Origin of the sequence: Alcaligenes sp. NLF5-7 (assembly GCF_024266725.1) — a bacterium.
GTDB classification, from domain to species: domain Bacteria; phylum Pseudomonadota; class Gammaproteobacteria; order Burkholderiales; family Burkholderiaceae_B; genus Alcaligenes; species Alcaligenes phenolicus.
The window spans coordinates 3,240,130-3,264,178 of sequence record NZ_CP100755.1 but is presented as its reverse complement, the minus strand read 5'-3'; the positions used below and the strand labels follow the sequence as shown (position 1 = coordinate 3,264,178).

The 24,049-nt window shown below is 55.3% G+C and carries 18 protein-coding genes, 1 other RNA gene and 1 riboswitch; of the genes, 12 read left to right on the top strand and 7 right to left on the bottom strand.

What is annotated here, in order from left to right; genetic code table 11:
* Positions 1-40 precede the first annotated feature (40 nt).
* Positions 41-694, top strand: a complete 654-nt coding sequence (locus MID00_RS15020) for an FMN-binding negative transcriptional regulator (RefSeq protein WP_254499006.1) — start codon at positions 41-43, stop codon at positions 692-694.
* Between the two features lie 86 nt (positions 695-780).
* On the opposite strand, the gene MID00_RS15015 is transcribed toward MID00_RS15020, so the two are convergent.
* Both MID00_RS15015 and ssrA read right to left on the bottom strand, forming a co-directional pair.
* Positions 781-1,404, bottom strand: coding sequence for a glutathione S-transferase family protein (locus MID00_RS15015; RefSeq protein WP_254499005.1), 624 nt, complete (start codon positions 1,402-1,404; stop codon positions 781-783).
* A 116-nt stretch (positions 1,405-1,520) separates the two neighbouring features.
* Positions 1,521-1,882: a transfer-messenger RNA gene (gene ssrA / locus MID00_RS15010) on the bottom strand.
* A gap of 144 nt (positions 1,883-2,026) precedes the next feature.
* On the opposite strand from ssrA, the gene sstT reads away from it, so the two are divergent.
* The 7 genes from sstT (at position 2,027) to MID00_RS14975 (ending at position 8,977) form a co-directional block, all read left to right on the top strand.
* Positions 2,027-3,253, top strand: a complete 1,227-nt coding sequence (gene sstT, locus MID00_RS15005; RefSeq protein ID WP_009456287.1) for a serine/threonine transporter SstT — start codon at positions 2,027-2,029, stop codon at positions 3,251-3,253.
* A 158-nt stretch (positions 3,254-3,411) separates the two neighbouring features.
* Positions 3,412-4,044: a LysE family translocator gene (locus tag MID00_RS15000; protein ID WP_031232457.1), complete on the top strand. Its 633-nt coding sequence runs from the start codon at positions 3,412-3,414 to the stop codon at positions 4,042-4,044.
* Between the two features lie 333 nt (positions 4,045-4,377).
* Positions 4,378-4,881: a nucleoside 2-deoxyribosyltransferase gene (locus tag MID00_RS14995; RefSeq protein WP_009456284.1), complete on the top strand. Its 504-nt coding sequence runs from the start codon at positions 4,378-4,380 to the stop codon at positions 4,879-4,881.
* 194 nt (positions 4,882-5,075) lie between these two features.
* The gene (locus MID00_RS14990) at positions 5,076-5,924 is read left to right on the top strand and encodes a MurR/RpiR family transcriptional regulator (RefSeq protein WP_254499004.1); all 849 of its coding nucleotides are present in this window, start codon (positions 5,076-5,078) and stop codon (positions 5,922-5,924) included.
* 286 nt (positions 5,925-6,210) lie between these two features.
* Positions 6,211-6,522, top strand: a complete 312-nt coding sequence (locus MID00_RS14985; protein ID WP_026483001.1) for a DUF485 domain-containing protein — start codon at positions 6,211-6,213, stop codon at positions 6,520-6,522.
* Entirely contained in the window at positions 6,519-8,183 is a 1,665-nt protein-coding gene (gene actP, locus MID00_RS14980) for a cation/acetate symporter ActP (protein WP_009456279.1), read from the top strand. Before MID00_RS14985 ends, actP begins: the two co-directional genes overlap by 4 nt.
* 131 nt (positions 8,184-8,314) lie before the next feature.
* Positions 8,315-8,977 (top strand): response regulator transcription factor, encoded by a 663-nt coding sequence (locus MID00_RS14975; protein ID WP_009456278.1) that lies wholly within the window; start codon positions 8,315-8,317, stop codon positions 8,975-8,977.
* Here the strand turns inward: MID00_RS14975 and MID00_RS14970 are convergent.
* Positions 8,964-12,407 (bottom strand): PAS domain-containing hybrid sensor histidine kinase/response regulator, encoded by a 3,444-nt coding sequence (locus tag MID00_RS14970; RefSeq protein ID WP_022983262.1) that lies wholly within the window; start codon positions 12,405-12,407, stop codon positions 8,964-8,966. The genes MID00_RS14975 and MID00_RS14970 overlap by 14 nt on opposite strands.
* 460 nt (positions 12,408-12,867) lie before the next feature.
* Between MID00_RS14970 and MID00_RS14965 the strand changes: the two genes are divergently transcribed.
* Complete coding sequence (locus MID00_RS14965) at positions 12,868-14,577, top strand: sulfate adenylyltransferase (RefSeq protein WP_009456272.1); 1,710 nt, start codon at positions 12,868-12,870, stop codon at positions 14,575-14,577.
* 111 nt (positions 14,578-14,688) lie between these two features.
* Here the strand turns inward: MID00_RS14965 and speE are convergent, their stop codons facing one another.
* Both speE and MID00_RS14955 read right to left on the bottom strand, forming a co-directional pair.
* Positions 14,689-15,966 (bottom strand): polyamine aminopropyltransferase, encoded by a 1,278-nt coding sequence (gene speE, locus MID00_RS14960; protein WP_250755884.1) that lies wholly within the window; start codon positions 15,964-15,966, stop codon positions 14,689-14,691.
* Positions 15,967-16,140: 174 nt separating this feature from the next.
* On the bottom strand, positions 16,141-17,286 hold the full coding sequence (locus MID00_RS14955) for an ATP-binding protein (protein WP_254499003.1): 1,146 nt from the start codon (positions 17,284-17,286) through the stop codon (positions 16,141-16,143).
* A gap of 792 nt (positions 17,287-18,078) precedes the next feature.
* Between MID00_RS14955 and MID00_RS14950 the strand changes: the two genes are divergently transcribed.
* Together MID00_RS14950 and MID00_RS14945 are read left to right on the top strand one after the other, a co-directional pair.
* Complete coding sequence (locus tag MID00_RS14950; RefSeq protein WP_009456265.1) at positions 18,079-18,702, top strand: helix-turn-helix domain-containing protein; 624 nt, start codon at positions 18,079-18,081, stop codon at positions 18,700-18,702.
* A gap of 202 nt (positions 18,703-18,904) precedes the next feature.
* Complete coding sequence (locus MID00_RS14945; RefSeq protein WP_254499002.1) at positions 18,905-20,611, top strand: methyl-accepting chemotaxis protein; 1,707 nt, start codon at positions 18,905-18,907, stop codon at positions 20,609-20,611.
* A 5-nt stretch (positions 20,612-20,616) separates the two neighbouring features.
* Here MID00_RS14945 and MID00_RS14940 read toward each other — a convergent pair whose 3' ends face one another.
* Positions 20,617-21,192, bottom strand: coding sequence for a TMEM165/GDT1 family protein (locus MID00_RS14940; protein ID WP_009456260.1), 576 nt, complete (start codon positions 21,190-21,192; stop codon positions 20,617-20,619).
* Position 21,193: 1 nt separating this feature from the next.
* Positions 21,194-21,370, bottom strand: a riboswitch (yybP-ykoY riboswitch).
* A 90-nt stretch (positions 21,371-21,460) separates the two neighbouring features.
* On the opposite strand from MID00_RS14940, the gene MID00_RS14935 reads away from it, so the two are divergent.
* On the top strand, positions 21,461-23,023 hold the full coding sequence (locus MID00_RS14935; RefSeq protein ID WP_254499001.1) for a glycosyltransferase family 39 protein: 1,563 nt from the start codon (positions 21,461-21,463) through the stop codon (positions 23,021-23,023).
* A gap of 5 nt (positions 23,024-23,028) precedes the next feature.
* Here MID00_RS14935 and MID00_RS14930 read toward each other — a convergent pair whose 3' ends face one another.
* Positions 23,029-23,937, bottom strand: coding sequence for a LysR substrate-binding domain-containing protein (locus tag MID00_RS14930; RefSeq protein ID WP_009456252.1), 909 nt, complete (start codon positions 23,935-23,937; stop codon positions 23,029-23,031).
* Positions 23,938-24,049 lie beyond the last annotated feature (112 nt).

The window sequence follows — 24,049 nt, the reverse complement described above, 5'->3', positions numbered from 1 at the left end:
AGACACATCGTCCCTGAACCCCAAGCCAAGAAAGACAACGATGTATATCCCCGCTCACTTCGATGAATCCCGCCCTGAATCACTGCACGAGCTGATCGCCCAGCATCCACTGGGCATTCTGGTCGCCCATGGCAAAAGCGGACTAAGCGCGAATCACCTGCCCTTCATGCTGCATCCCCAGGAAGGTGCACAAGGAGTACTGCACTGCCACGTCGCCAGAAACAATCCCGTCTGGCAAGACCTGGAAAACGGTGACGAAGTGATGGTGATATTCCGTGCAGGAGACGCCTACATCTCCCCACAGTGGTTCCCAAGCAAATTGGAAACACACAAGCAAGTTCCGTCCTGGAACTACATCGTGGCACACGCCTATGGGCGAGCAAGAATACGCGATGAAGAACGCTATGTGCGCGGGGCCGTGGCACGTTTGACCCGCATCCACGAAGCCAGCCAGCCCGTACCCTGGAAGATGACAGATGGCCCCAAGGACTATATCGACGCCATGCTGAAAGCCATTGTCGGAATTGAAATTGAGATCACTCGGCTGATCGGCAAAGCCAAGCTGAGCCAGAATAAGGAGGCTCGGGATGTGGAGGCGGCATCAGCAGCATTAATCAGCCAGGGAGATCATTTCATTGGCTGTGCGATGCAGGCGGTGGCAGTAGACAAACGGGAGCAGGAGAACAAAGCGTAGATCACCTGTTCCCCAGCAATAAATATCTTTGCGTCTATTTTTTATGTGCTGAGTGAAGCCAATGCCCGCAAGGGTGACGGCTTCACTCAAGCAGCCGCCTCGGCAACAGCCTTGCGCACAGCTTCACGCGCCCCTACCCGCTCCAGATAAGCACTTAGTTTGGGAAATTGGCTCATATCGACTGCATCCCCCTCCAGCCAACCACCTACTGTGTACAGATAAGCATCAGCTACGCTGAACTGCTCGCCCAACACCCAGGGACCCACAATCAAGGATTCCAGATAAGCCGCACAAACCGTCATGTTTTGCGGCACCTTGGCTCGCATGGCTTCTTCCGCCGCTGGATCATCTGCCCAACGAGAGCCACGGCGCTTATGTGCGTGGGCCACATGCACCGTGGACGCCAGATAGCTATGCAGTTCCTGCATACGGGCGAATGCAAAAGGATCATTCACAGGCGCCAGCTTGGCATCCGGAAAGCTCTGTGCCACAAAAGCCAGCAAGGCCGGGGTTTCCGTCAAAGCCCCCTGCTCTGTCACCAGTGCCGGCACACGCCCTTTGGGATTGACGCGCAGAAACTCCGGGCTTTGCTGTTGATTCGCACCAAAATCAAGCTTGACCACATCAAAGTCAGCCCCTGCTTCATGCAGCGCAATATGAGTTGCAAGCGCGCAGGTACCTGGCGCGGAATAGAACGCCCAACGAGACATGTCGATCTCCTTTTGTCCATAAAACGAAGGGATCATTATGACGCTGAAGCCTTGTTGAGCAAGCAGAAAACAAAAAACCCAACAGCCGTTAAGCTGTTGGGTTCCTTGGGATATCTTGGTGGAGTCGGGGGGAATTGAACCCCCGTCCGCAAGCCGTCCACAGACAGTTCTACATGTGTAGTCAATTAATTTTAAGTTTTAACCTTGGACTGTGCCAATTGACAGGCCTTTCCTTGGCGATCCACTAAGTTTTAGAACCGGACTTCGTGGCGCAGGCCGATTCGATTCTTTGTAAATAACACTGCTGTAGGTTGCCCTACCTAACCCAAAGACAAATTAGTGCAGTGGCCCAGCCTTAAGCGGCTAGAGCGAAACGCTCGTCGTTGGCGTTTGTAGTTTTCCAGTGGATTTACGAGCGTACTGGTGCTCGACACGCCCTGATCTGCTTCTTGACCCACGTCGAAGCCATGTCGACCCCATGTGGATTAGCAACCATATCACATCGGCTACAAAATGTATAGCTCCTGGTGCTAGAATAACCCTCTTCCGCGCTCTGGCTGAGTCCTCGCCAGAGCGTTTTTCACGTACTTCACGCCTACCCATTTGTTTGGAGTCGCTTTTCATGGCCCATCCCGCCAACCAAGCCAGAGGCCCATTAGGCTTTATCCTGCACGGCAGTCTTGTTACTCAAATTGTGATCGGTTTGATCGCCGGTATTTTGCTGGGACGCTTTGCTCCCGATGCCGCGCACTCGATCGCCCTGCTGGGCCAATTATTTGTCTCTGCCTTGAAGTCGGTTGCGCCGATTCTGGTGTTTGTTCTGGTGATGTCTTCCATTGCCAACCAAAAAGCCCAGTCCTCCACCCGCATGGGTCCTATTTTGCTCTTGTACGTGCTGGGCACCTTCCTGGCTGCACTGATTGCCGTGATCGCCAGCTTCGCCTTCCCCGTCAAGCTCAAGCTGGATCTGGCCGATGCCACCTTGAACCCTCCTGGCAATATCGTTGAGGTATTGCTGGATCTGCTGACCAGCATTGTGGTGAACCCGGTTGATGCCTTGCTCAATGCCAACTACATGGGCATTTTGGCCTGGGCTATTGCTCTGGGTCTGGCGCTGAAACACGGCTCGCAAGGTTCTCGCGACCTGCTGACCGATATGGCCAATGCCGTGTCGTCCTTGGTGCGCCTGGTCATTCGCTTTGCGCCGCTAGGTATTTTTGGTCTGGTAGCCGTCACCATTGCCGAGTCCGGCTTTGATGCGCTGCGCCAATACGGACTGCTGCTGATTGTGCTGGTAGGCTGCATGCTGGTGGTGGCTCTAGTCGTCAACCCCTTGATCGTGTTTGCCAAGCTTCGTCGCAACCCCTACCCGCTGGTATTCACCTGCCTGCGTGAAAGCGGTATCACAGCCTTTTTCACCCGCAGTTCTGCGGCCAACATCCCTGTGAACATGGCTTTGTGCGAGCGCCTGGGCCTGCATAAGGACACCTACTCGGTTTCAATTCCACTGGGTGCCACCATCAATATGGCCGGTGCTGCCGTTACGATTACCGTCCTGACGCTGGCTGCGGTGCACACACTGGAAATCCCGGCTGACCTGCCTACCGCCCTGCTGCTGAGCCTGGTGGCTACCATTGCCGCTTGCGGTGCATCGGGCGTTGCTGGTGGCTCTTTGCTGCTGATTCCACTAGCCTGCAATATGTTCGGTATTTCCAACGATGTCGCCATGCAAGTGGTTGGCGTTGGCTTTGTGATTGGAGTGGTACAAGACTCGGTAGAAACGGCCTTGAACTCCTCGACCGACGTGCTGTTTACCGCTGCGGCAACACTCGAACCAGGCCGTGCCTGATTTGATATCTTGACGCACAAGGGGCCAGCCATTCAGGCTGGCCTTTTTTGTAGGCCGATCAAGCAACGCCTGATTGCCTCAGCCCAAGTACCCGCCGCCATGCTTGAGTGTGCAGGCACTCAATGCTTCTGCAATCAGACTCTTACCAAGGAATCTTCGTGGATTTAGCCAGCCTTTCTCTGTATATCGTTGCAGTATCGGCCGTCACTATCATGCCGGGCCCCACCATGCTGCTTGCCTTGAACAATGGTGCACATGGCGGCAAACGGATCGCAGCATGCGGTATTGCGGGTGCGGCGCTCTCGGACCTGATTCTGATTGCTGCCGTCGGCTGTGGACTGGGCGCGCTGCTGCTTGCCTCCGAGCAGCTTTTCACAGTGGTGAAATGGATAGGTGCGGCGTATCTGCTCTATCTGGCCTATGGTCTCTGGCACGCTCCGGTCAGCTCTATCCAGACAGGCACCCCCACGGAAAAAGTTCGGACGGGTCGCGCGGCTTTTCTGCGATCTTTGCTGGTTGCCCTGTCCAACCCTAAAGCGCTGCTGTTCTTCTCTGCATTTTTGCCGCAATTCATTCGTCCGGAAGAAGCGATTGCCGTTCAGTACATCACACTGGCCTTGGTCACAGCCCTGATTGATATGGCTTTAATGACTGTCTATGCCGTGGGTGGCCATCACGCCATGCGGCTGCTTTCCGGCAAGGCTATGCGTTGGTTGAACCGGGCTTGTGCTGGCATGCTGGCAGGTCTGGGTATTGCGCTAAGTCTGTATCGACGCGGTAATTCCAACTGAAGATCGCAACCGCCAAGGAAAACAAGGGACCTGAATCGGTCCCTTTTTCTTATGTGCTGCAAGCCAGTCTTGTCTACGACAAGACTGCACCTCACCATCCGTGACGCTAGAGCAACACGCCAAACGACAAACCGCAAACCCGTGCCAGGTCCTTTCACCCAGCGCCATGTTCAGGCTGATGGGATCGTATATCATCATTCAGATGGCCACCACGAATAGCCTGCTACGGGTTCAGAACAGCCATGTCTCACAAACTCCGGTTTGCCCCAGCGGCCAGCAGCCCAGCCTGAACCGGCACGATTTCCCTTCACCCCGAATCAACAAGGAGCCAAGATGAAGCGTATCTATTTAGCGGGTCCTGATGTGTTTTTCAGCGATGCCACCGAGCGTGCCAAGCTGCACAAGCAATTGGTACGAGACTTTGGCTTCAAGCCCTTGCATCCCGTTGATCAGGAAGAGATCGAGGCCTCGGCTATCTACCACCACAATATTCGTCTGCTGGACCAAGCCGATGCGGTTCTGGCCAATATCACGCCCTTTCGAGGCGCAGAGATTGATACCGGCACCGCTTTTGAAATCGGTTACGCCGTAGCCCAGGGCCTGCCTGTTTTTACCTACCGCTCTACCGCCGATACCGTTCTGGACACCGTCCGCGAGCACTACAGCCCAGTTGTGCTGGACCCGGCCAGCCAGATCTGGCGTGATCGCAATGGTGCGCTGATCGAAGACTTTGGCCTGCCCTCGAACTTGATGGTGGCGATCAGCACGGAGTTTGTACACGGTTCCTTTACAGATGCCCTGATCGCCGCACAGGATTATTTCAAAGCTATTGGCTAATTCATTTTCGGAAAAAATACTGCTGATTAATCAATCACAAGCAGTCAAACAGAGTCAAAATTAAACGGTTTTCAGGGACATTAAACGCATCTTGTACTCAGGTATGATGTGGACTTGAAACTCCCTGCCCGAACACAGGAACCACAATTGGTTCCCCGCCGCACCCGCTTTTCCTGAATCAAAAAAACAGGGCTATGCCCCGCACCATGCCAGACACCAGCAACATCTCTTTTCTTGATCGTGTACGCGCCATTCTTAGTGATCTCCCCGCTTCCGAACGACGTCTGGCCCAATTCACACTGGATTTCTCGGGTGATTTATCCAGCTACAACGCCTCGGAACTCGCCAGTCTGGCCCAAGTTTCCAATGCCACTGTCACACGTCTGATCCGTCGTCTGGAATACGCCAACTACGAAGCGGCACGCAAGCAGATTCGCACGGAAAGAACGGATGACTCCTTCACCTCGGTCCACCAGCCGCTATCTCCGGGCGAGGCCGCCTTGCACTCACACTTGCAGGAAAGCTATAGCAAACTGGGCAATACCTATCGGCATCTGTCCCATTCTGTTCTGCAGGAAGCCAGTCAAGCCATCAGCCGTGCGCGGCAGGTTTGGCTGGTGGGTTTGCGGGCAAACTACTTTCTGGCCGGGCATTTTTACTGGCATTTGTCCAAACTCATGCCGGGCGTACGGCTTATCCCCGGAGCGGGGCAAACCGTCTCCGACTACCTGGCCGACATTCAGCACCAGGATGTCGTGATTGTTTTTGATTTGCATCCACGCCCCAGCTACATGCCGGAGCTGATCGGACGCCTGGAAACACGCTGTGCGGACATCGTGCTGATCACCGACCAGGATTACAAAGAGCGGCCCAAGAGCCGCTGGTCCCTGCCCTGCCAGCCTGGGCCTGAAGCGCTGCCTGATAATTCGGTGGCCGTTGCCAGCCTGTCTCATCTGCTGCTGTCCGAAATACTGAAAGTACGTGGCGCTGATCGCCGTGATGAATCAGAACAAGAACTGGCCACCGCTGACGCGCTGTTTTGAACTAACAAAAAACACCCTTTTCAAGCTCTGCAAGCCACTCAGAGCAGAAGAGACCAGCTCTTGTGCCAGTGCGTCTCCTGCATCATTTGCCCCGCCCAGCTAAACCAAGGCTCCAAAATCAGAGCCGTCTCCTCCCTCATCTACGACCAAAGTCGCCTGTTGGGAAAAGTTGATTCGTTCTATACATGCTGTACACAGAGCGCCCTCAAGCGCCAACTCTCTGTACACGCCGTGTTTAGAGAGCCTCGATGCCAAGAATCATCAAACCCCATAAGGAGACATAAGAATGAGCTCAGCCAATACTGTCGTGACGGCAGTAACCCAGCACCCCGCCTATCAAGAGCTGCTTAGAAGACGCAACCGCATGAGCCTGGTTTTTTTCGGCTTGACCGTGATTGTGTACGCCGGTTTTATCTTGACCCTGGCCTTTGACCCCGAACTTTTCAGCCGCTCTGTCGGCTCCATGACCATGACCATTGGCGTGCTTAGCGCCGCCATTGTGCTGATTAGCGCCGTCGTCCTGGTGTCCACCTTCGTCTACATTTCCAATAAGGTGTATGACCCCTTGCTGGCTCAAATCATGAAGGACGTGACATGAAGAGACTACTTCTGAGCCTGGGCCTGTTCAGTCTGGCCAGCGGCAATGCCATGGCGGCCTCCCCCGGCCAGGCCAATACCTCCGCCATTGTCATGTTCCTGATCTTTATTGCCGGGACTATGGGCATCACCTGGTGGGCGGCACGCCGCACACGCACCACGTCCGACTTTTACACCGCCGGTGGCGGTTTGACCGGCTTTCAAAACGGCCTGGCAATTGCCGGGGACTATCTGTCCGCCGCTTCTTTCCTGGGGATTGCGGGCATGGTGTACGTCAGCGGTTTCGACGGCATGATTTACGCCATCGGCTTCATGTTCGGCTGGCCGGTTGTGATGTTCCTGATTGCAGAGCGCCTGCGCAATCTGGGCCGCTACAACTTTGCCGACGTCACCTCGTTTCGCCTGTCGCAAAACCCCATGCGGATTCTGGCGGCCAGTGCCTCCCTATTGATCATCGCCCTGTACCTGATCGCGCAAATGGTCGGTGCTGGCAAGCTGATCGTGCTGTTGTTTGGTCTGGACTACAACGTGGCCGTGGTGATTGTGGGTTCGCTGATGATGATTTACGTCACCTTTGGCGGCATGACGGCCACCACTTGGGTACAAATCATCAAAGCCGTGCTGATGCTGGTCGGTGCTACCTTGATGACTGTTCTAGTTTTGGCCGCGTTCTATTGGGATGTCGATGCCATGCTGGCCGCCGCCGTGGAAACACACCCCACCGGACACGCCATTCTTGAGCCCGGCGCTGCCGTCAGCAGCAACCCGCTGAACGTGCTGTCCCTGGGTATTGCGCTGGCCTTCGGTACCGCAGGTTTGCCCCATATCCTGATGCGTTTCTTCACTGTGGCGGACGCCAAGGAAGCCCGCAAATCCGTGATCTACGCCAGCAGCTTTATTGGCTACTTCTACCTGCTGACCTTCATCATCGGTTTCGGTGCGATTGCCTTGCTGGTCAAGCATCCCGAGTACTTCCAGACGGGTCCGGACGGCTCTTTCAATATGCTGACCAACCTGATTGGCGGCACCAATATGGTGGCGGTGCACCTGGCCAATGCGGTAGGCGGCAACCTGTTGCTGGGCTTCCTGGCGGCAGTCACCTTTGCAACGATTGTGGCCGTGGTTGCAGGCTTGGCCTTGGCCGGTGCCGCCGCCATTTCTCATGACCTGTACGCCAACGTCATTGCCAAAGGCCGCGCCACCGAGAAAGACCAGATGCGCATTTCGCGTATCTCCACAGTGGTGTTGGGCGTGCTGGCGATTTTGCTGGGCATTATCTTTGAAAACCAGAACGTCGCCTTCATGGTGGGCCTTGCCTTTGCCATTGCAGCCAGTGCCAACTTCCCGGTCCTGGTGCTGTCGATTGCCTGGCGTGGCTGCACCACGCGTGGTGCCACCATTGGCGGTTTTCTGGGCCTGGTCACCGCCACGGTGTGGGTGGTCTTGAGTAGCACCGTGTGGGTGGATGTCTTCGGTTTTGCCGAGCCCATCACCCCCTTCCCTAACCCTGGCATCCTGTCCATTCCGCTGGCTTTCTTCTCGATCTGGCTATTCTCAACCCTGGACAACAGTGCCCGCGCTGCCAAGGAACGCGAAGCCTTCGAGGCTCTGACCGTACGCAGTCAAACCGGCATTGGTGCTGCCAGCGCCAGCGCTCACTAAACACACTTTTCATGCTGATGTAATCAGCACGCAGGAACAAGAACAGGGCATTTCGGTGCCCTGTTTTTACTGATAGGCAGCTCATCCTGGCAGGCACCATTACAGATACTTGAACATGGCATAATCCCCACATGAATGAACTGCTCATTGCTGACGATCACCCCCTGTTTCGTGAGGCGTTACGAGGCGTCGTCGCCAGCCTGTTTCCCGGCACGGCCATCTACGAAGCGGATCGTATCTCCAATTTGTATCCCCTGGTCGACGACCATCCTGACGCCGATCTGCTCTTGCTGGATCTGGATATTCCAGGGGCAATCGGTTTCAGCGCTTTAGTCCATTTACGCGCGACCTACCCATCCCTGCCCATCATTCTGGTCACCGCCCATGAAGAGGCCCGCTTCATGCGCCGCGCCATGGATCACGGAGCCATGGGCTTCATCCCAAAATCCATTGATGCACAGACGCTGGGCGTAGCCCTGCAGGTGGTTCTGGATGGTGGCACCTGGTTGCCGGAAATCGGCTCTTCCTCTCCGGGCATCAGCCTGGACGAACGGGAGGTCGCGGCGAAATTGCGCGAGCTGACACCGCAACAATTTCGCGTTCTGCAAATGCTCAGCACCGGGCAACTGAACAAGCAAATTGCCTACGAACTGAATGTCTCGGAAGCCACCATCAAGGCGCACATGACGGCCATCCTGCGCAAGCTGGGTGCTTCCAATCGTACTCAGGCCGTCTTGATGGCCAGTCATCTTGGCCTGAACCAGGACGAATCCCAGGACGCTAATACGTTTTAATTTGCGCGGTCAGAAAAGCTCGCAGCGAAGCGGGCTTTACCGGCTTGGTCAGCACCAGATAGCCATATTGTCGAGCCGCTGCTTTCAGCTCGTCGCTACCATCCGCCGTCAACAAAGCGCCTTGCGCATGAGGCAGATGCAAACGCAATAGTTGCAGTGCCTGCAAGCCGTCCAGCCTATCATGCAAGTGATAATCCACCAGCAAGACATCGGGACTCAAGGCAATTTTCTCCAAAGCGCTATCTACCGTATTGGCGGTGATAATTTGTGCTCCCCAACGCCCCAGCAGCACTTCCATACCCGCAATAATATCCAGATCGTTATCCAGACACAGCACACGCAAGCCTGTTAAAGGCAAGCCATCGGCAGGCTTGCTGGACTCGTTATTTTGCTGACTGCTGGCCTGCGTAGCGTCACTCAAAGGAACGCGAATGGAGAACATGCTGCCACGCCCCACTTCGGATCGCACATCCAGCGTGTGCCCCAGCAAGACCGCAATACGTTGGCAAATGGACAGGCCCAAGCCCAGGCCACGGCCATCCCAATCGAAGGCTTGTTCATAGCGATGAAACTCCGCATAAATCTGCTGAATATGATGTGGCGGGATACCCTGGCCTGAGTCCCAGACCTGAAACTCCAGCTCCTCGCCCCGGACACGCACGCCAAACACCACTCGTCCTTCCTGGGTGTACCGCAAGGCATTGGCCAGGAAATTCTGCAGCACGCGCCGCAACAGACGATGGTCGCTATACACCTGCAAAGGTCGAGCATGAATCCGCAACTGGATACCACGTCGTGCAGCCATAGGAGCGTATTGGTCTGCCAAATGCTGCAGCAAATGCTGCACATTGATCACGCCCAGATCCGGCTTCAAGGCTCCGGCATCCAGACGGGAAATATCCAGCAGGCCTTCCAGCAATTCCTCCGCCGTACGCAAAGAGGTATCGACTCGTTCGGCCAGATTGGGCATCTCCGCCAGGTCATGCGTATCGCGCAAGGCCGACGCAAACAGACGTGCCGCGTTAATCGGTTGCAGCACATCGTGGCTGACGGCCGTCAGGAATCGGGTACGAGACTCCTGGGCTTTTTCCGCCTCCTGCGTACGCACCGCGACACGCTGCTCCAGGCTGTCGTTCATCTCCCGCAGCTCGCGCTCCACGCGCTTGTAGTGCGTGATATCGCTATAGCTGGTGACATAACCGCCGCCCGGCAAAGGCCGCCCCCGCAGCTCGATCACCTGCTTGTCATTCAACATACGCTGAGTCACATAGGAAGAGCCTTCGCGCATGAACTGAATACGACGTTCTATAGCTTGTTCCACCCCTATGCTTTCCACGCCATCGACCTTGCCCCGCTCGGCATTAAAGCGAATCAGATCCGCCACGGACCTCCCCACGTACAACATGCTGGGCGGGTAATCGAATAACTGCTGATAGCGCTGGTTCCAGGCGACCAGCCGCATGTCCGCATCCACCACACTGACGCCCTGATCAATGTTCTCCAAGGTGGCCAGCAAAATATCCCGATTGAAACGCAGTTCCTGCCCCGCCTCATCCAGCACGGCCATGATGGCAGCCACCTCCATGCCCGAACCACGCAAGGCGCTGGTCAGCACCAGGCGCGCGGACGCGGCCCCCACCGCAGCTGCCAGCAATAGCTCCGTGAAATGCACCCAGGAACTATCCGCCCGCAAACCAGGCTCCAGCGATTGCTTGGCCTGTCTGGCCTGCGTTTCAAAAGCCCGCTTCGCCATTTTTTTACCAACGATACGCTCTGCCAAAAGCAGCAAATCCTGGACCGACAAATCCCCATAAGAATGACGGGCCGCCAAGGTCTGCCGCTCCGCATAAGGATTAAGAAACGGTTCGGCCCGCAAGCGCTCTCCCAAGCCCGGACGCCGGCGCCAGGACACCCACAAAAAGGCGCTGATATTGCACAGCAGGGACCAGAAAGTTCCATGTGTCAGCGGGTCCCAGCCCTCTACGCCAAAAAGTTGATAAGGGCGCAGCCAGGACAGGCCAAATGGCCCGTGATACAACCAATCATCCGCCAGCCAGCCCACCTCGGTCAGCGTCGGCAAGAGCAAGGTATAGACCCAGATGGCAAAGCCCAATAGCAGTCCGGCCTCTACGCCCTGTCGACTGGCACCGCGCCAATACAAACCACCAATCAAGCCCGGCCCAAACTGCGCAACCGCCACAAAAGCCATCAGCCCATACGCGGCCAGGGTCGTATCGCTGCCGCTGAGCATGTAATAGCCGTAAGCCACACCCGCCAGCGCCATGATGGCGACACGGCGTATCCATAGCACTGTGGAAGCCACCGTACTTTGCTGATACTGCGCCCAGCCACGACGCAGCAACAAAGGCATCACCAAGTCATTACTGACCATGGTTGAGAGCGCCACGCTGGTCACAATGACCATGCCAGTTGCCGCTGAAAAACCGCCTATGTAAACCATCAAGGCCAAGCCAACCTGGTTTTGCGACAGGGGCAAGGCCAGCACAAAACTGTCCGGTGCCACGCCCTCGCCCCCGACGCCAAACAGGCTGACTCCTGCCGCAGCAATAGGCAAGACCATGACGCTGACCACCAGCAGATACGCCCCAAACAACCAGCGCGCCCGCCGTATATCCACCACGTCCCCACATTCCACAATGGCCACATGGAACTGACGGGGCAAACAAATAATCGCGGCAAAGGCCAGCAAGGTTTGACCGACAAAACCCACCGGCGGACTGTTCTCGAACAGTGTGCTGACGGCCCCCACCATATTCAGTTCAGTCTTGCCAAACCAGCGAAAGGCGAACAGGCCAACCGCCACCAAGGCCACCAGTTTCACCACGGACTCAAAGGCCACGGCCAGCATCAAACCCGGTCTATGCTCGGTCGCGTCCACCTGGCGTGTTCCAAACAGAATAGAAAACAAGGCCATCAAAATCGCGACATACAAGGCCGGATCACCAAACAGCCCGGCGTGAAACTCGGTCCCGGCCAGCACACTCAAACTCAAGGCCACCGCCTTGTATTGCAGGGCCAGATACGGCACGGCCGCCACCACGGCAATCCCCGCCACCATGGCCGCCAAGCGCTGCGAGCGCCCATAACGACTGGCCATGAAGTCCGCAATGGAAACCGTGTTCTGGGATTGAGCCACCAGCGCCAGGCGTTCAATAATCCGCCAGCCAAACAGCAGCATCAGCATGGGGCCAAGATAAATAGGCAGAAAGCCAATGCCATAGCGCACCGCCGACCCGACCGCGCCGTAAAACGTCCACGACGAACAGTACACAGCCAAGGCAAGGCTGTAGACCGTAGGTCGCAACCAGGGGCGCTGGGTATACAAAGGATTCCTGTCCCCGAACCAGGCAATGGCGAACAAAATTGCGGCGTAAATCAACGAGGCCAACACCACCCAAGCTGGCGTCATCTGCACTGTCTCCTACTTTGGTATAACGCGATGATTTTTCTCGCGATTGTGAGTAATACTAAGACAGTTCCAGCAGGATCTGAGCTCGGAAAACTAGGGCTTATCACCTATACCCAATTTGATTTTCGGGACAGATCTCTTGGGCAGGCAGCACCCGCAGCATCATGAGCCACGGTGAGGATCACCTCACGCACCGATAAACCCAGAACGATGCCTGCATTCCTGTCCTCATGTCGCATTTAACAAGCGCAGCAAAACAATGCGCAGGCGGTATTCAAGCCAGCGCTGCATCACCTGTTTGGACGAAGAGCTTTCGTCTGGCATCACAAGAAGAAATAGAGCGTTTGAAACCGGGGAGTCACTGCTCCAGTCCAGAACTCATCTATCACTCGCAAACGAAAAACGCCCCGACAAAAAAACTATCTTTCATCGTCACGCGGGGCAAATTAAAGGAGGCAATATGAACCACTCAACATTGAACTTTGATCGCTATCCACAGCAACCGCACGGTGGAACGCTGGTCAACCAGGTTGTCCCGGAGGATCGCGTCAAGGACGAGATCGAACGTGCGCGCACCCTGCCCAGCATCCGCGTGGATCTGGAAGCCGTCATCACCATCGAGATGATTGCTACGGGCGTGCTCTCCCCCAACAAAGGCTTCATGAACGAGGCCGACTACAACTCCGTGCTCAAAGAGGGTCGTTTGAGTAATGGTGTGGTGTGGCCTGTGCCGCTGAGCTTCGCCCCGATTGGCGATCGCAACCGCGACATTATTAAAGGACTTTCGGTCGGCTCTGAAGTGGCGCTGACCAATAGCGACAACGAGCCGGTAGCCATCCTGAGCATCGAGGACATCTTTTCCTACGACAAGGAGCAGCGCGCTCAGCAACTGTTTGGCACCACGGACAGAAATCACCCCGGTGTGGACTCCATTTACCGCCGCATGGGCGATGTGTCCCTGGGCGGGACCTTGCACCTGCTGCAGCGTGTGGACTGGGGCCCGTTCGAAAAGCTGCGCCGCGAACCCAAAGACACCTGGCGCCTGTTCTACGAAGAAAAGAAATTCAATTCCGTGGCAGGCTTTATCACCGGTGCGAATCCGCTGCACCGTGGCCACGAGTACATTCACCGCAATGCGCTGGAAGGGATTGATGGCCTGTTCCTGCAACCATTGGTGGAAATGGCCAAGCGTGAATACGTGCGCCACGAGTTCCGCATGATGGCCTACCGAAATGTGCTGGATACCTACTACCCCAAGGACCGTGCCATCCTGTCACCGTTGCGCGTCACCTATATTTTTGCTGGCCCTCGCGAAACCATTTTGCATGCCCTGATCATGAAGAACTATGGGTGCACCCACGCCTTGATTGGTCGGGATCACGCCGGGATTGGCAGCTACTACGACAAGTACGCCAGCCACAGTATTTTCGATCAGTTCAGCCCCAAGGAAATGGGCATTGATGTGCGTCTGTTCCACGAAGTGTTTTACTGCACGCGCTGTGCCTGCCATGCCACTTCCGAGACCTGCCCGCACGATGATCGCTTCAGGCTGACCATCTCCGGCACCGGCATTCGCGAGATGCTGCGTCACGGCATCATGCCGCCCAAGGAAATTTGCCGCCCTGAATCCATTCTGCCGGCCATGCAAGGCGTACAGCCCAAAGGACTGTGCGAGGCAGGCGAAGCCATCCAGCCCGTCAGTAAAGTGATCCAGAGCATGTTCCCCTACTACACCCAGTACACCCGTCTGGGCGGGGCCAAGCGTAGTGAACCGCTGGATCCATCTCAGCTGACGGTGCGCGATCTGGAAATCGCCAGCCACGACGTGCGGCACCATGCGGGAGATATCTACAACGGGGTGTACACCGAGTACAGCGCCGTGGTGGATCACAACCGCAATATGCAAGCCGCCTGGATTGAGGATGCACGTGCTGCCCTGCGCTTCCAGCAAGAGCGTCTGATCAGCGATCTGGAAGAAAAGCAGCAGCAAGCACCGGAAGAAGCCTCGGACGAGTTCATGTATCAGGACAAGCAGGAAGTCGTGCGCGAGCTGCATTCGGCCCGCAGCCTGCTGGATGATATTCCGACCGTGATTTCTGCCAAGCAGTTGACCACACGCACCTGGAACGTCCTGCCTTACCAGCGCTATCGTGGGGCGGATAAGGAATAAGGCTCTATCCAGTTTCCTCCTGAACAGAAAAAGCCCCTGACCTTAACAAGATCAGGGGCTTTTTCATCACGAAATCTGCCCGAAGGCAGACTCAAACTGTCCAGAACCTGCTTAACAGACCTCTTCCAGATTGACCTCATTCACAGGCATCAGGCGGCGGTAGAAAGTAGGCAAAGCAAACAAGGCACCATGAATATCAGCGTTGTAGAACTGCAGGGAATCCTGGTTCTCGCTGCTCATACGCTGCTCCAGTCGTTCCTGGATTTGCTCGGCGGAGAAAGCACGCGGGTTCAGCTCGTCGGAGGCAATTGCCAGCCCCCAGTAAGAGCCGTACAGCGGAATATGCAGACCGTAGCCATGCACTTGTGCAAACACACTGGCCAGGGATTCGCTCAGGTTCTTGACTTGCTGACTTTCGTGGAAAGGCGAACCCAGGTGCAATACCAAAGCACCACCACTTGCCAGCGCACGTTTGCAGGACTCAAAAAAGGCAGTCGTGTACAAGGGACCGGCCGGAGTTTCGGGGTCGGTGAGGTCCAGATAGATCAAGTCAAAGCGTTCCTGTGTATTGGCCAGGAACTTCGCGCCGTCTTCGATCTGAATTTGTACACGCGGGTTATCAAACGCCCCCTTGTGAATGGACTGCAAGTGCTCGCGGGCCACCTCGATCACCTCCCCATCCAGCTCAACCAGAGAGACTCGCTCCAGGCTGGGGTACTTCAGCAGTTCTTCCAGGGCTCCACCATCCCCACCGCCCACAATCAGGGCACGACGTGGATTCGGGTGAGACATAGCGGCCGGGTGAATCAGACCTTCGTGGTAGAAAAATTCTTCGGCCTCGGAAGTCATCATGCAACCGTCCAGGCGCAAGGTCTTACCCAAGGTTTCGGAACGCAGCAACTCCAGACGCTGAAAAGCAGTCTGGCGCTCCAGCAAGCGCTCGGTGAAGCGAAAGCCGTACAGCGCATCCTGATTCAGGTTTTCCGTCAGCAGTTCACCAGCATGGGCCGGGCCATCGGCCTCGCCACGCCACAAGCGATTACGCTGGGCCTGACCGGGCTTGAAAGCCTGCTCAATACCGTCAATCAGGCGGGTCGCCTTGCCGGAATTGTCCTGCATGAAATTGCAGACATAAACGTCCAGCGTCACGCCACCACGCTCTGGCCAGGTATGGATGGCCAAGTGAGACTCGGCCAATAACAGTACCCCGGTAACACCACCAGGCTGCCCTTCAAATTCGGGAAATGCCTGCCACTCCTCACCAACAATCGTCAGCCCTGCATCAATAGTCTGCTGACGGCAAAAATCCGCCAGTTTCTGGGCATCGATCAGCAGCTCCGGGCTGCATGCACATTGGTAAAGGTCTGCGGTCAAGTGCAAGCCTTGCATAATCGTGTGCTCCTTTAACAGATTTTGCGCTCCCTACCAACGAGACGACCGCAACGTAAAAACTTCAAAGCGAGGTGCACCTGGAATGGCGATCACCTCGCTTCATCGAAAAGAGCGCAAATTGTACCTTATATCAAACTTAAATATATGAAAATAACCCTATTTAAGGGAAGATTAAGGTATATACGACGCGGAAGGCAGCAGAACCAATTCCATGACCAAATGCGCTCCTGGACCCGGACGGTCCTTGAAATAGACTCTGCCCCCGTGGTGGTGAACAATCGAGCGCAAAATGGACAAGCCCAGACCGCTTCCTTGCACCTGTTGGCCGGGCAGGCGATAGAACTTGTCAAAGACCTTCTCTTTATAGAGCGGATCAATTCCCGGCCCTTGGTCCAGGACCTCTATCCGAGCCCAACCGGTTTCGCCCGGCTGCAAGCGCAGGGTCACCATGGTGTCCGGCGCGGAGTACTTCAGGGCATTTTCCAGCGCATTGCGCAAAGCCACCAATAAAGGAACGATATCCACCTTGGCCCACAAGCCATACTCGGGCACATCCAGGTAAATGCGGTGGCGCTGTTCGTGAAAGGGGCGCAGACTCAGGCGCAGCACGGCACGCAAATCGGACTCGCGCCATTCCTGCATGCTCGTGCCCTCATACTCCATGCGATTCAAGCGCGTCAAATCGTCCAGCAGCACATCAACGCCACGAACCTTTTCATGTAATTGAGAGTAGATCTTGCTAGCCCAGGCTGACGGGGTTGTCTCCAGTTGCAGCAATTGGATATAGCCGCTGATGGCGGCCAGCGGGGAGCGTATTTCATGGGCAGCCATGGCAAAACAGTCAGCACGATCGCGCTCCTGTTGCATTTTTGTGCTGACATCGCGAATCATCAACAAAGTTGCGCTGTCTGAATCGGAGGCCGCATAGGCATGAAACTCCAGGGCTCGGGCCTGTTCCCCTTCCCCATCCCGGTGCACATAGTAAAAAGGATTTTTTTCGCGGTTAATAACCCGACTAATCCCAGGGAGCAAATACGCTAAATCTGCCCGTATTCCCTTTTCCAGATTCTGGAAAAAATCGATTAAATCATCGTTATCATTGGCCAATTCCGGCGTATCCAGCAAACGCCGCATGGCCCGATTACAACCCTCAATTCGACCACAGGAATCGAACATGACAATGGCATCGGGCAAGGCATCCAGCATTTGCTCAAAGCGATGTGCTTTTTCATAAGCCTGTCCCGGCCATTTAGGCGCGCCCGCTCGGTCAAACAAACGTTGCCCGATCAAAAAACTGGTAAATAGTGTGAGCAACAAACCAATCCCCTATTTTCGTCCCAAAACAAGCACCAGGCCTGCCTCAGTGTGGTTTCAATCTCCATACGACAAAAAGCCAGTCCAGCGGATAAACCAAGCATTTTTCTAGATGGGATTACTGATCTGCCAATGCCCTTGCATCAGCCTGGGTGAAAAAACGGTTAATCGCCTAATAAATAAATTTCATAACAATCAGGCGGAACAATAAGAAAGGGATTAGTACTTTTTAAAAGTTTTACTCCAAAACCACCGCCCATACTGCTTAACGGCAGAAACGGCCTTATCATAAGGCGCATAAATTTTCTTTGAGGAAACAAAGGGGCTTGTACAAAATGGATTCCTATTTATTTTATAAAGACTGACCAGGATCAAGACTAACGATAAAAACAAGTGCTAGGGTGCTAACACCGTTTTTCTTGGCCCAACAAGCCGAGCACCGCCCGGACCCGCCCGTAACATCAACACTTATAAGTGTGTTCAGCTCCCCACACTGGGCCCGTCCGGTAACACGACAGCGCAAGGGATACGCGTAAAATCAGCAAGGCGAGTCCAGGTTCACAGGCCCGCCCGATTGAAGTGAGTCCCTGATGAAGCATGAACATCTGAAAATCGGAGATATTAGAAGCATGTGTGTCGAATACTCTGCCTATCACTTGGCGTGAACAGGCCACTTCCCATTGCCATTAGTAGTATTTCTGTACTTACTAATACCGTCTCTACACTCTGCACTGCTACATCGGGGCCCATAGCCTTTCTTTCCCCGGTCTGGCCTGCTTTCATTTTGTTGACTCCATGAACGACGCCGTTTACTCCACTCGGCAGGCTGCTGATTTACTAGGTGTGTCTGTACGCACCGTACAACTTTGGGTAGAAGCCGGGACCCTGAAAGCCTGGAAAACCCAAGGCGGGCACCGTCGCATCGACCGCGATTCCGTACAAGCCATCTTGCAAGAGCGCCGTGGGCAAACCAGCCCCCCGACGCCTGATGTTCCGATCACTCCCAGCCTACCTGTTTGCAGCGGTGAACCCTGCCTGCGCGTACTGGTCGTTGAAGACGACCTGGATTTGCTGGCGATTTACCGCATGGCCATGGAACATCTGCCCTTCCCGGTCGAATTGCGCTGCGAGCAAGATGGCCTGAAAGGTCTGATTGCTGCCGGCAATTTCTACCCCGATGTGCTGATCGTGGACCTGAACCTGCCCAAACTGGATGGTTTTGCCATGCTCAAGGCGCTGGCCGATGCCCCTGAAACCGAACATACCCAGATTTATGTGATTTCTGCATTGAGCGCCGCCGATATTCACGCGCGTGGCGGTCTGCCCGGCAAAGCAACAGCCCTGACCAAGCCCATTCCCATTGCCCTGCTCCTGCAACTGCTCAGCGAAGCCTTCCACGCCCAGTACCTGCCCTCCTGAGCACGTCCTCTGCCCTTTATCAGCCAGGATCAATTTTTTCAATTTCGATCTTTTTGTGACAAAAATTTTCATTTGATTATCATTTTTTTATTTTTAGACATAAAAAACGAATCAAATGATACTATTCACGAAAATTCACAACAAGAAATTGATCCGTTTATCTCGAGTCTTTTGCTGATACAAAAATACAAAGGGAAAGGCTATGCGCAAGAACCTACCAATTACCGGCATCGAAACCGAGCTGCTGGACGAGCAATATCTCATTTCCAAAACTGACCTGGCCGGCCGCATCATTTATGCGAACCCGGCCTTTGTCGAGGTGAGCGGGTTTAGTCGGGAAGAATTGATTGGCGAGCCGCACAATATCGTGCGTCACCCCGATATGCCATCCGAAGTTTTTGCAGATTTGTGGCATACCTTAAAACAGGGACGTTCGTGGGTGGGGGTGGTAAAGAATCGCCGTAAGGACGGCGGTTTTTATTGGGTCCTGGCCCATGCCAGTCCCATTATTGAACAAGGGGAATTAACCGGCTTTGCGTCGGTTCGTGTGCGCGCAAAACCTCAGGATATTCAAGCAGCTGAACAGTTTTATCAGGAATTGCGCGAAGGCCGAAATCGTTCCCGAACGATACGCGCTGGCCAAATTACGGCTCGCAGCTGGCGTCGCCCTTTTGCCGGCCTTCGTTTCCTGGCTGGTCCCAGTTTATTGGCCGCCTTTTTACGAAAAGGCCTGTTGAATCTGGGTATTACCGGCGGGATTATTGCCACGATCCTGAATACGGAAATGCCACAGCAAAGCATGATCCTCCTGGCCAGTTCTCTGGGGGTGGGGACACTGATGATTTTGGGCTATCAGGCCGTGCTGATGCGACGGGTTTTGGGATCGTTTAAAACGGCCACGCACATCGCCCAACAAATTGCCGCAGGCAACCTGACAGTCAACACACGCGGGCCCGCTGTAAAGAAGCTGGAAACGCTGGGCCAGAATCTGGATCTGATGCGTAAGAGCCTGATGAGCATTAGTACCGACGTGGACCATAGCTGCAGCAACAATCAAATGGTGTCACGCAAACTCTCGGATAACAGCGCCCTGCTGGAAGCACGCACTCAAGAGCAAGCGGCGTCCATGCAGCAGACCACTGCCAGTATGAGCTCCTTTGGGCAAGCCGTTCTACAGACCGCGGAAAACGCCAAGGCCAGCCACGAACTGGCTAGCCGCAGCGCGGATATCGCGGGTCGCGGGAACGATGCGGTTCAGAAAGTCAGCTCATCCATGCAGCAGATTCTGGAAAGCTCGCAGCATATCGGCAATATCGTGTCGATGATCAATAACATCGCCTTTCAGACCAATATCCTGTCGATCAACGCCTCAATTGAATCGGCCCGCGCCGGAGAGGCCGGTAAAGGCTTTGCGGTGGTTGCCTCTGCCGTGCGTTCGCTGGCTCAGCAAGCGGCTCAAGCGGCCGATGAAATCAAGCAACTGGTCACCGAAACCCAAACCCTCAGTGCTGAAGGTGCCACCCACGCCGCCCATGCGGGGCAGACCATGCAGGAAATCCTGACATCCGTGTCTGAGGTTGCGGGTTTGATGGGTGAGATTTCTGCTGCCACCAGCGAGCAGAGCATCGGTTTGGGCCAGTTGACCCAGGCCTTGAAACAGGTGGACCAAATCACCAGCGACAATGCCGCTCTGGTCCATGACTTGAGTGAAACAGCGCAGGAACTGAACCAGAATGGGGCCGAACTGCAAGAGGCTATCAGTGTCCTGAATCATGGAGAAAGTGCACATACCCACCCACCCACTCGCTCTGCTGCCCCCTTGATCCTGGCCCCGGTTGTGAAAATGGACGCCGCTCGTCGCAAACCGGCCCACCCAGGCCGACTACGACAATTGGCATCCAGTACCTGAGTTCGCTAAAAGCCCAGGCTTTCAGCCCCTCCCAACAAGGCCAGCACACCCAGCACGGCAAAGATACAGGCAGCAATCCGGTGTACCAACTGAGTCGGCAAACGGCGGGCAATGCGCTCGCCAAACAAAACGGCAGGTGCGTTGGCCAACATCATGCCCAAGGTCGTGCCCAGCACCACCAAACCGAACTCTTGATATTTAGCAGCCAAAGCGACCGTCGCAATCTGTGTCTTGTCGCCCATCTCGGCCAAGAAGAATGTCACCAGCGTGGTGCCAAAAACACCAAAACGCGTACGGGTGGCTTCGGCATCATCGATCTTGTCAGGAATCAGAATCCAGATGGCCATGGCCAGAAAGGAAATACCCAGCACCCAACGCAGCACTTCCGGATCCAGCAAAGCGGGAACCCAAGCACCAATGGCGCCAGCCAGACCGTGATTAACTAAGGTTGCTATGAAAATAGCGAGAATGATGGGCCAAGGGCGTTTATAGCGGGCTGCAAGAATAAAGGCCAACAACTGGGTTTTGTCCCCAATTTCTGCCAAGGCAACCACACCCGTGGAGATAAACAACGCTTCCATAACAACTCCTGGCCGGATAAGAGACAGATGACCACAAACCCTCCCGGCCAAACGCGAAGGTCCATGGTCAAAAGTCTTGCCAGGCTAAGTTGCTATCAGCGCCATGACCCTGTGTAGGTCAAGTATGTTGACGCTGATCTTCGGTAAACCGAAGCGGCTACTCCCTAATGACGAAGCGCATCGTAGCCCAGATCAAGACGCCTGTCCAATCGGGGCTTTTCAACGCACAAGAAGTACACTTGCTTATTTTCACGCTTTCACCAGACGCATGACTGCCCAAAACCCAGCATCGGCTCAGCCCAACACCTACCAGCGCTATGTGCTGCTGTATCTGTTATTCATGATTTTGCTGTGGACCGTTTTGATGGCAATTAGCCATAAAGCCCCCGATCTGGACGGCATGGAAGAACTGGTCTGGTCGGCCAGCTTCGAGCTGGGCTATTTGAAGCATCCGCCCTTCCCAGCGTGGGTGATGGCCGCCTTGACCAGCGTAGTCGGACGCCCGGCATGGCTGACCTTTGCCGCGGGCATGACAGCTTCGGTGCTGGGGCTATGGTTTATCTGGAAACTGGCCTGCGAATTTCTGAATCCCGAACGCGCCTTCATGGTCTTGCTGATCAGTTCTGTCAGTATTTACTTTTCCTTGCGCGGCACCATTTTTAATCACAACACGGCACAACTGTGGTCCGTAACCGCCGCGACCTGGTTTTTCTATCGCGCCAGCCGCGACCAGAAACCGGCAGACTGGTTATGGCTGGGCGCCGTCGCTGCGCTGTCTACGGTCACCAAATACAGTGCCGTGATTCTGTTCACCGCCTTCTTTTTGTATTTCCTGCGCAGCGGTATGTGGCGTCAGCGGCAGACCTGGATAGGGCTGGGCTTGGCCCTGCTTGCCTATGTGCTGGTCTTGTCGCCCCATCTGTACTGGCTGGTGAAGCACGACTTCGCCCCCTTCCGCTATATGGACGGCTCGCTGGAAACACATACCCGCTGGGAGGCCTACAAGGAACTGCTGGCGTTTAGCCTGGACCAGCTGGGGCGACTAAGCCCCATGGTTGTGGCCATGATTGCGCTGGGTATCTGGAATCGTCGTGACAGGAAAAAGCTGGCCCCATCCGACGCGGCCTTGCAAAACAAGCAGCGCTATGCCGATGATATTTCCCGCAGCGACAAGCAATTCCTGCTGTGGGTGGGCCTGACTCCGATCGTCAGCACCGTCTTGATTTCAGCCATGATGGGCACCCGTCTGGTCGCTTCCTGGGCCACCACCTTCTTTGTTTTGTATGGCTTTTTTGCTCTTTGGGTCATGCACGGCAAGGACAAGATCCAGCTGCGGCGCGTGGCTATTATTGTGATCGTGTTGCAGATATTGCTGGCATCGGGCTACGCCTTGGCTCGTGGCCCATTGGCCTGGCATAAAGGTCGGGACTCTCGCTCCACCTTCCCCGGCCCGGAAGTATCTGCCCAAATGCAAGCCATCTGGAACGAACACATGCCCGGCATCCCACTTAAAGTCGTCGTAGCCGATACCTGGCTAGGCGGCAATATTGCCGTTCATGCCGGCCAGGATGTGATGGTCTTTATTGATGCTGACCCGGCTGCTTCACCTTGGCTGACACTACCGCAGGATATGGAATGCGGCGCTCTGATTGTTTACAGCATCCAGACCCGTGGGAAACCTCCTGCATCCTTGTTCCAGCTGTACGAGCAAGCTCCTATCAAGGGGCAGGCCGAGCAGCGCTGGTCTTCCGAGCGCAGTCCCATGATTGATCTGAACTGGGCCATTCTGCCCGCACAAAGCAGTTGCCCCTTTGCAGCCACCGCCCGCTGAATCACTTAAATTTTGGGGTGATGCACCGGCAGTTGCTCACCCAGATAATCCAGAAAATGTCGGACCGCCGGGGCCATGCCTCGGCGGGAAGCAAACACAGCGTGAATAATCCCCGGCAAGGGCGCCCACTGTGGCAATACTTGCACCAGGCGTCCAGCTTTCAAGGCCTCGCAACACATATAGTCGGGCAAGATACCCACGCCTATGCCCTGCTCCACCCCTTCACGCAACGTCAGCAAATCCGAGGCCATATAGCGCGGCCTGTGCGTTACCGTCAGGCTGGCGCCCTCGGGACCATACAGCTCCCATTCGTTTTGACCTTGTCGGGCCGACATGGCCACCGTGGGCAATTTCACCAAATCAGCCGGGCCGCGCACCGGATCAAAACGCGCCAGCAGTTCAGGCTGAGCAACCAGAATCGCTCCTGTTTCACCCAGGCGCTTGACGATATAGCTCGCACTATCACTTAAGGTGCTGCGCACTCGCAAAGCCACATCAATCCCGTCCGCCACCGGATCAACCACCCGGTTGCTGACTTCCACCTCCAGCTCAACCTGAGGGTAGCGAATCAGAAACTGTGCAAACACGGTCGACAAGACCGTATGGGCCAAGGTGACCGGGCAACTGATACGCAAGAGACCACGCGGTTCTTGCTGCACTTGAGCCACCGCAGAATACGCAGCTTCGGCCTCGTCACGCATGGCCTGGCAATGGCGCAGGAACACCTCTCCAGCAGGGGTCAGAGACAGGCTGCGCGTGGTGCGTTGCAGCAGGCGCACACCGACTTCAGCCTCAAGACGGCTAAGACGTCGCGACACTCGCGATGGCGGCATGCCCAAGTGTCGGGCAGCAGCACTAAAGCCGCCACGCTGTACCACTTCGGTAAACAGCACCATGTCATTTAAGTCATACATACAGGGAAGTTTTCCAGGATTACAGACAAAAGTAGAATAATCTTTCTCAGAAAAACCGGCTTATCAAAGGTATGGGCATCAAACATAATGACACCATTCCTTCATCGCTTTG

Excerpts from the sequence above, each read along its gene's own strand:
- sstT (WP_009456287.1), top strand. The coding sequence starts at position 2,027 with ATGGCCCATCCCGCCAACCAAGCCAGAGGCCCATTAGGCTTTATCCTG.
- MID00_RS14990 (WP_254499004.1), top strand. The coding sequence starts at position 5,076 with ATGCCCCGCACCATGCCAGACACCAGCAACATCTCTTTTCTTGATCGT.
- actP (WP_009456279.1), top strand. The coding sequence starts at position 6,519 with ATGAAGAGACTACTTCTGAGCCTGGGCCTGTTCAGTCTGGCCAGCGGC.
- MID00_RS15015 (WP_254499005.1), bottom strand. The coding sequence starts at position 1,404 with ATGTCTCGTTGGGCGTTCTATTCCGCGCCAGGTACCTGCGCGCTTGCA.
- MID00_RS14945 (WP_254499002.1), top strand. The coding sequence starts at position 18,905 with ATGCGCAAGAACCTACCAATTACCGGCATCGAAACCGAGCTGCTGGAC.
- MID00_RS14940 (WP_009456260.1), bottom strand. The coding sequence starts at position 21,192 with ATGGAAGCGTTGTTTATCTCCACGGGTGTGGTTGCCTTGGCAGAAATT.
- MID00_RS14930 (WP_009456252.1), bottom strand. The coding sequence starts at position 23,937 with ATGTATGACTTAAATGACATGGTGCTGTTTACCGAAGTGGTACAGCGT.
- MID00_RS14975 (WP_009456278.1), top strand. The coding sequence starts at position 8,315 with ATGAATGAACTGCTCATTGCTGACGATCACCCCCTGTTTCGTGAGGCG.
- speE (WP_250755884.1), bottom strand. The coding sequence starts at position 15,966 with ATGCAAGGCTTGCACTTGACCGCAGACCTTTACCAATGTGCATGCAGC.
- MID00_RS14995 (WP_009456284.1), top strand. The coding sequence starts at position 4,378 with ATGAAGCGTATCTATTTAGCGGGTCCTGATGTGTTTTTCAGCGATGCC.
- MID00_RS14935 (WP_254499001.1), top strand. The coding sequence starts at position 21,461 with ATGACTGCCCAAAACCCAGCATCGGCTCAGCCCAACACCTACCAGCGC.
- MID00_RS14970 (WP_022983262.1), bottom strand. The coding sequence starts at position 12,407 with ATGACGCCAGCTTGGGTGGTGTTGGCCTCGTTGATTTACGCCGCAATT.
- MID00_RS14950 (WP_009456265.1), top strand. The coding sequence starts at position 18,079 with ATGAACGACGCCGTTTACTCCACTCGGCAGGCTGCTGATTTACTAGGT.
- MID00_RS14985 (WP_026483001.1), top strand. The coding sequence starts at position 6,211 with ATGAGCTCAGCCAATACTGTCGTGACGGCAGTAACCCAGCACCCCGCC.
- MID00_RS14965 (WP_009456272.1), top strand. The coding sequence starts at position 12,868 with ATGAACCACTCAACATTGAACTTTGATCGCTATCCACAGCAACCGCAC.
- MID00_RS15020 (WP_254499006.1), top strand. The coding sequence starts at position 41 with ATGTATATCCCCGCTCACTTCGATGAATCCCGCCCTGAATCACTGCAC.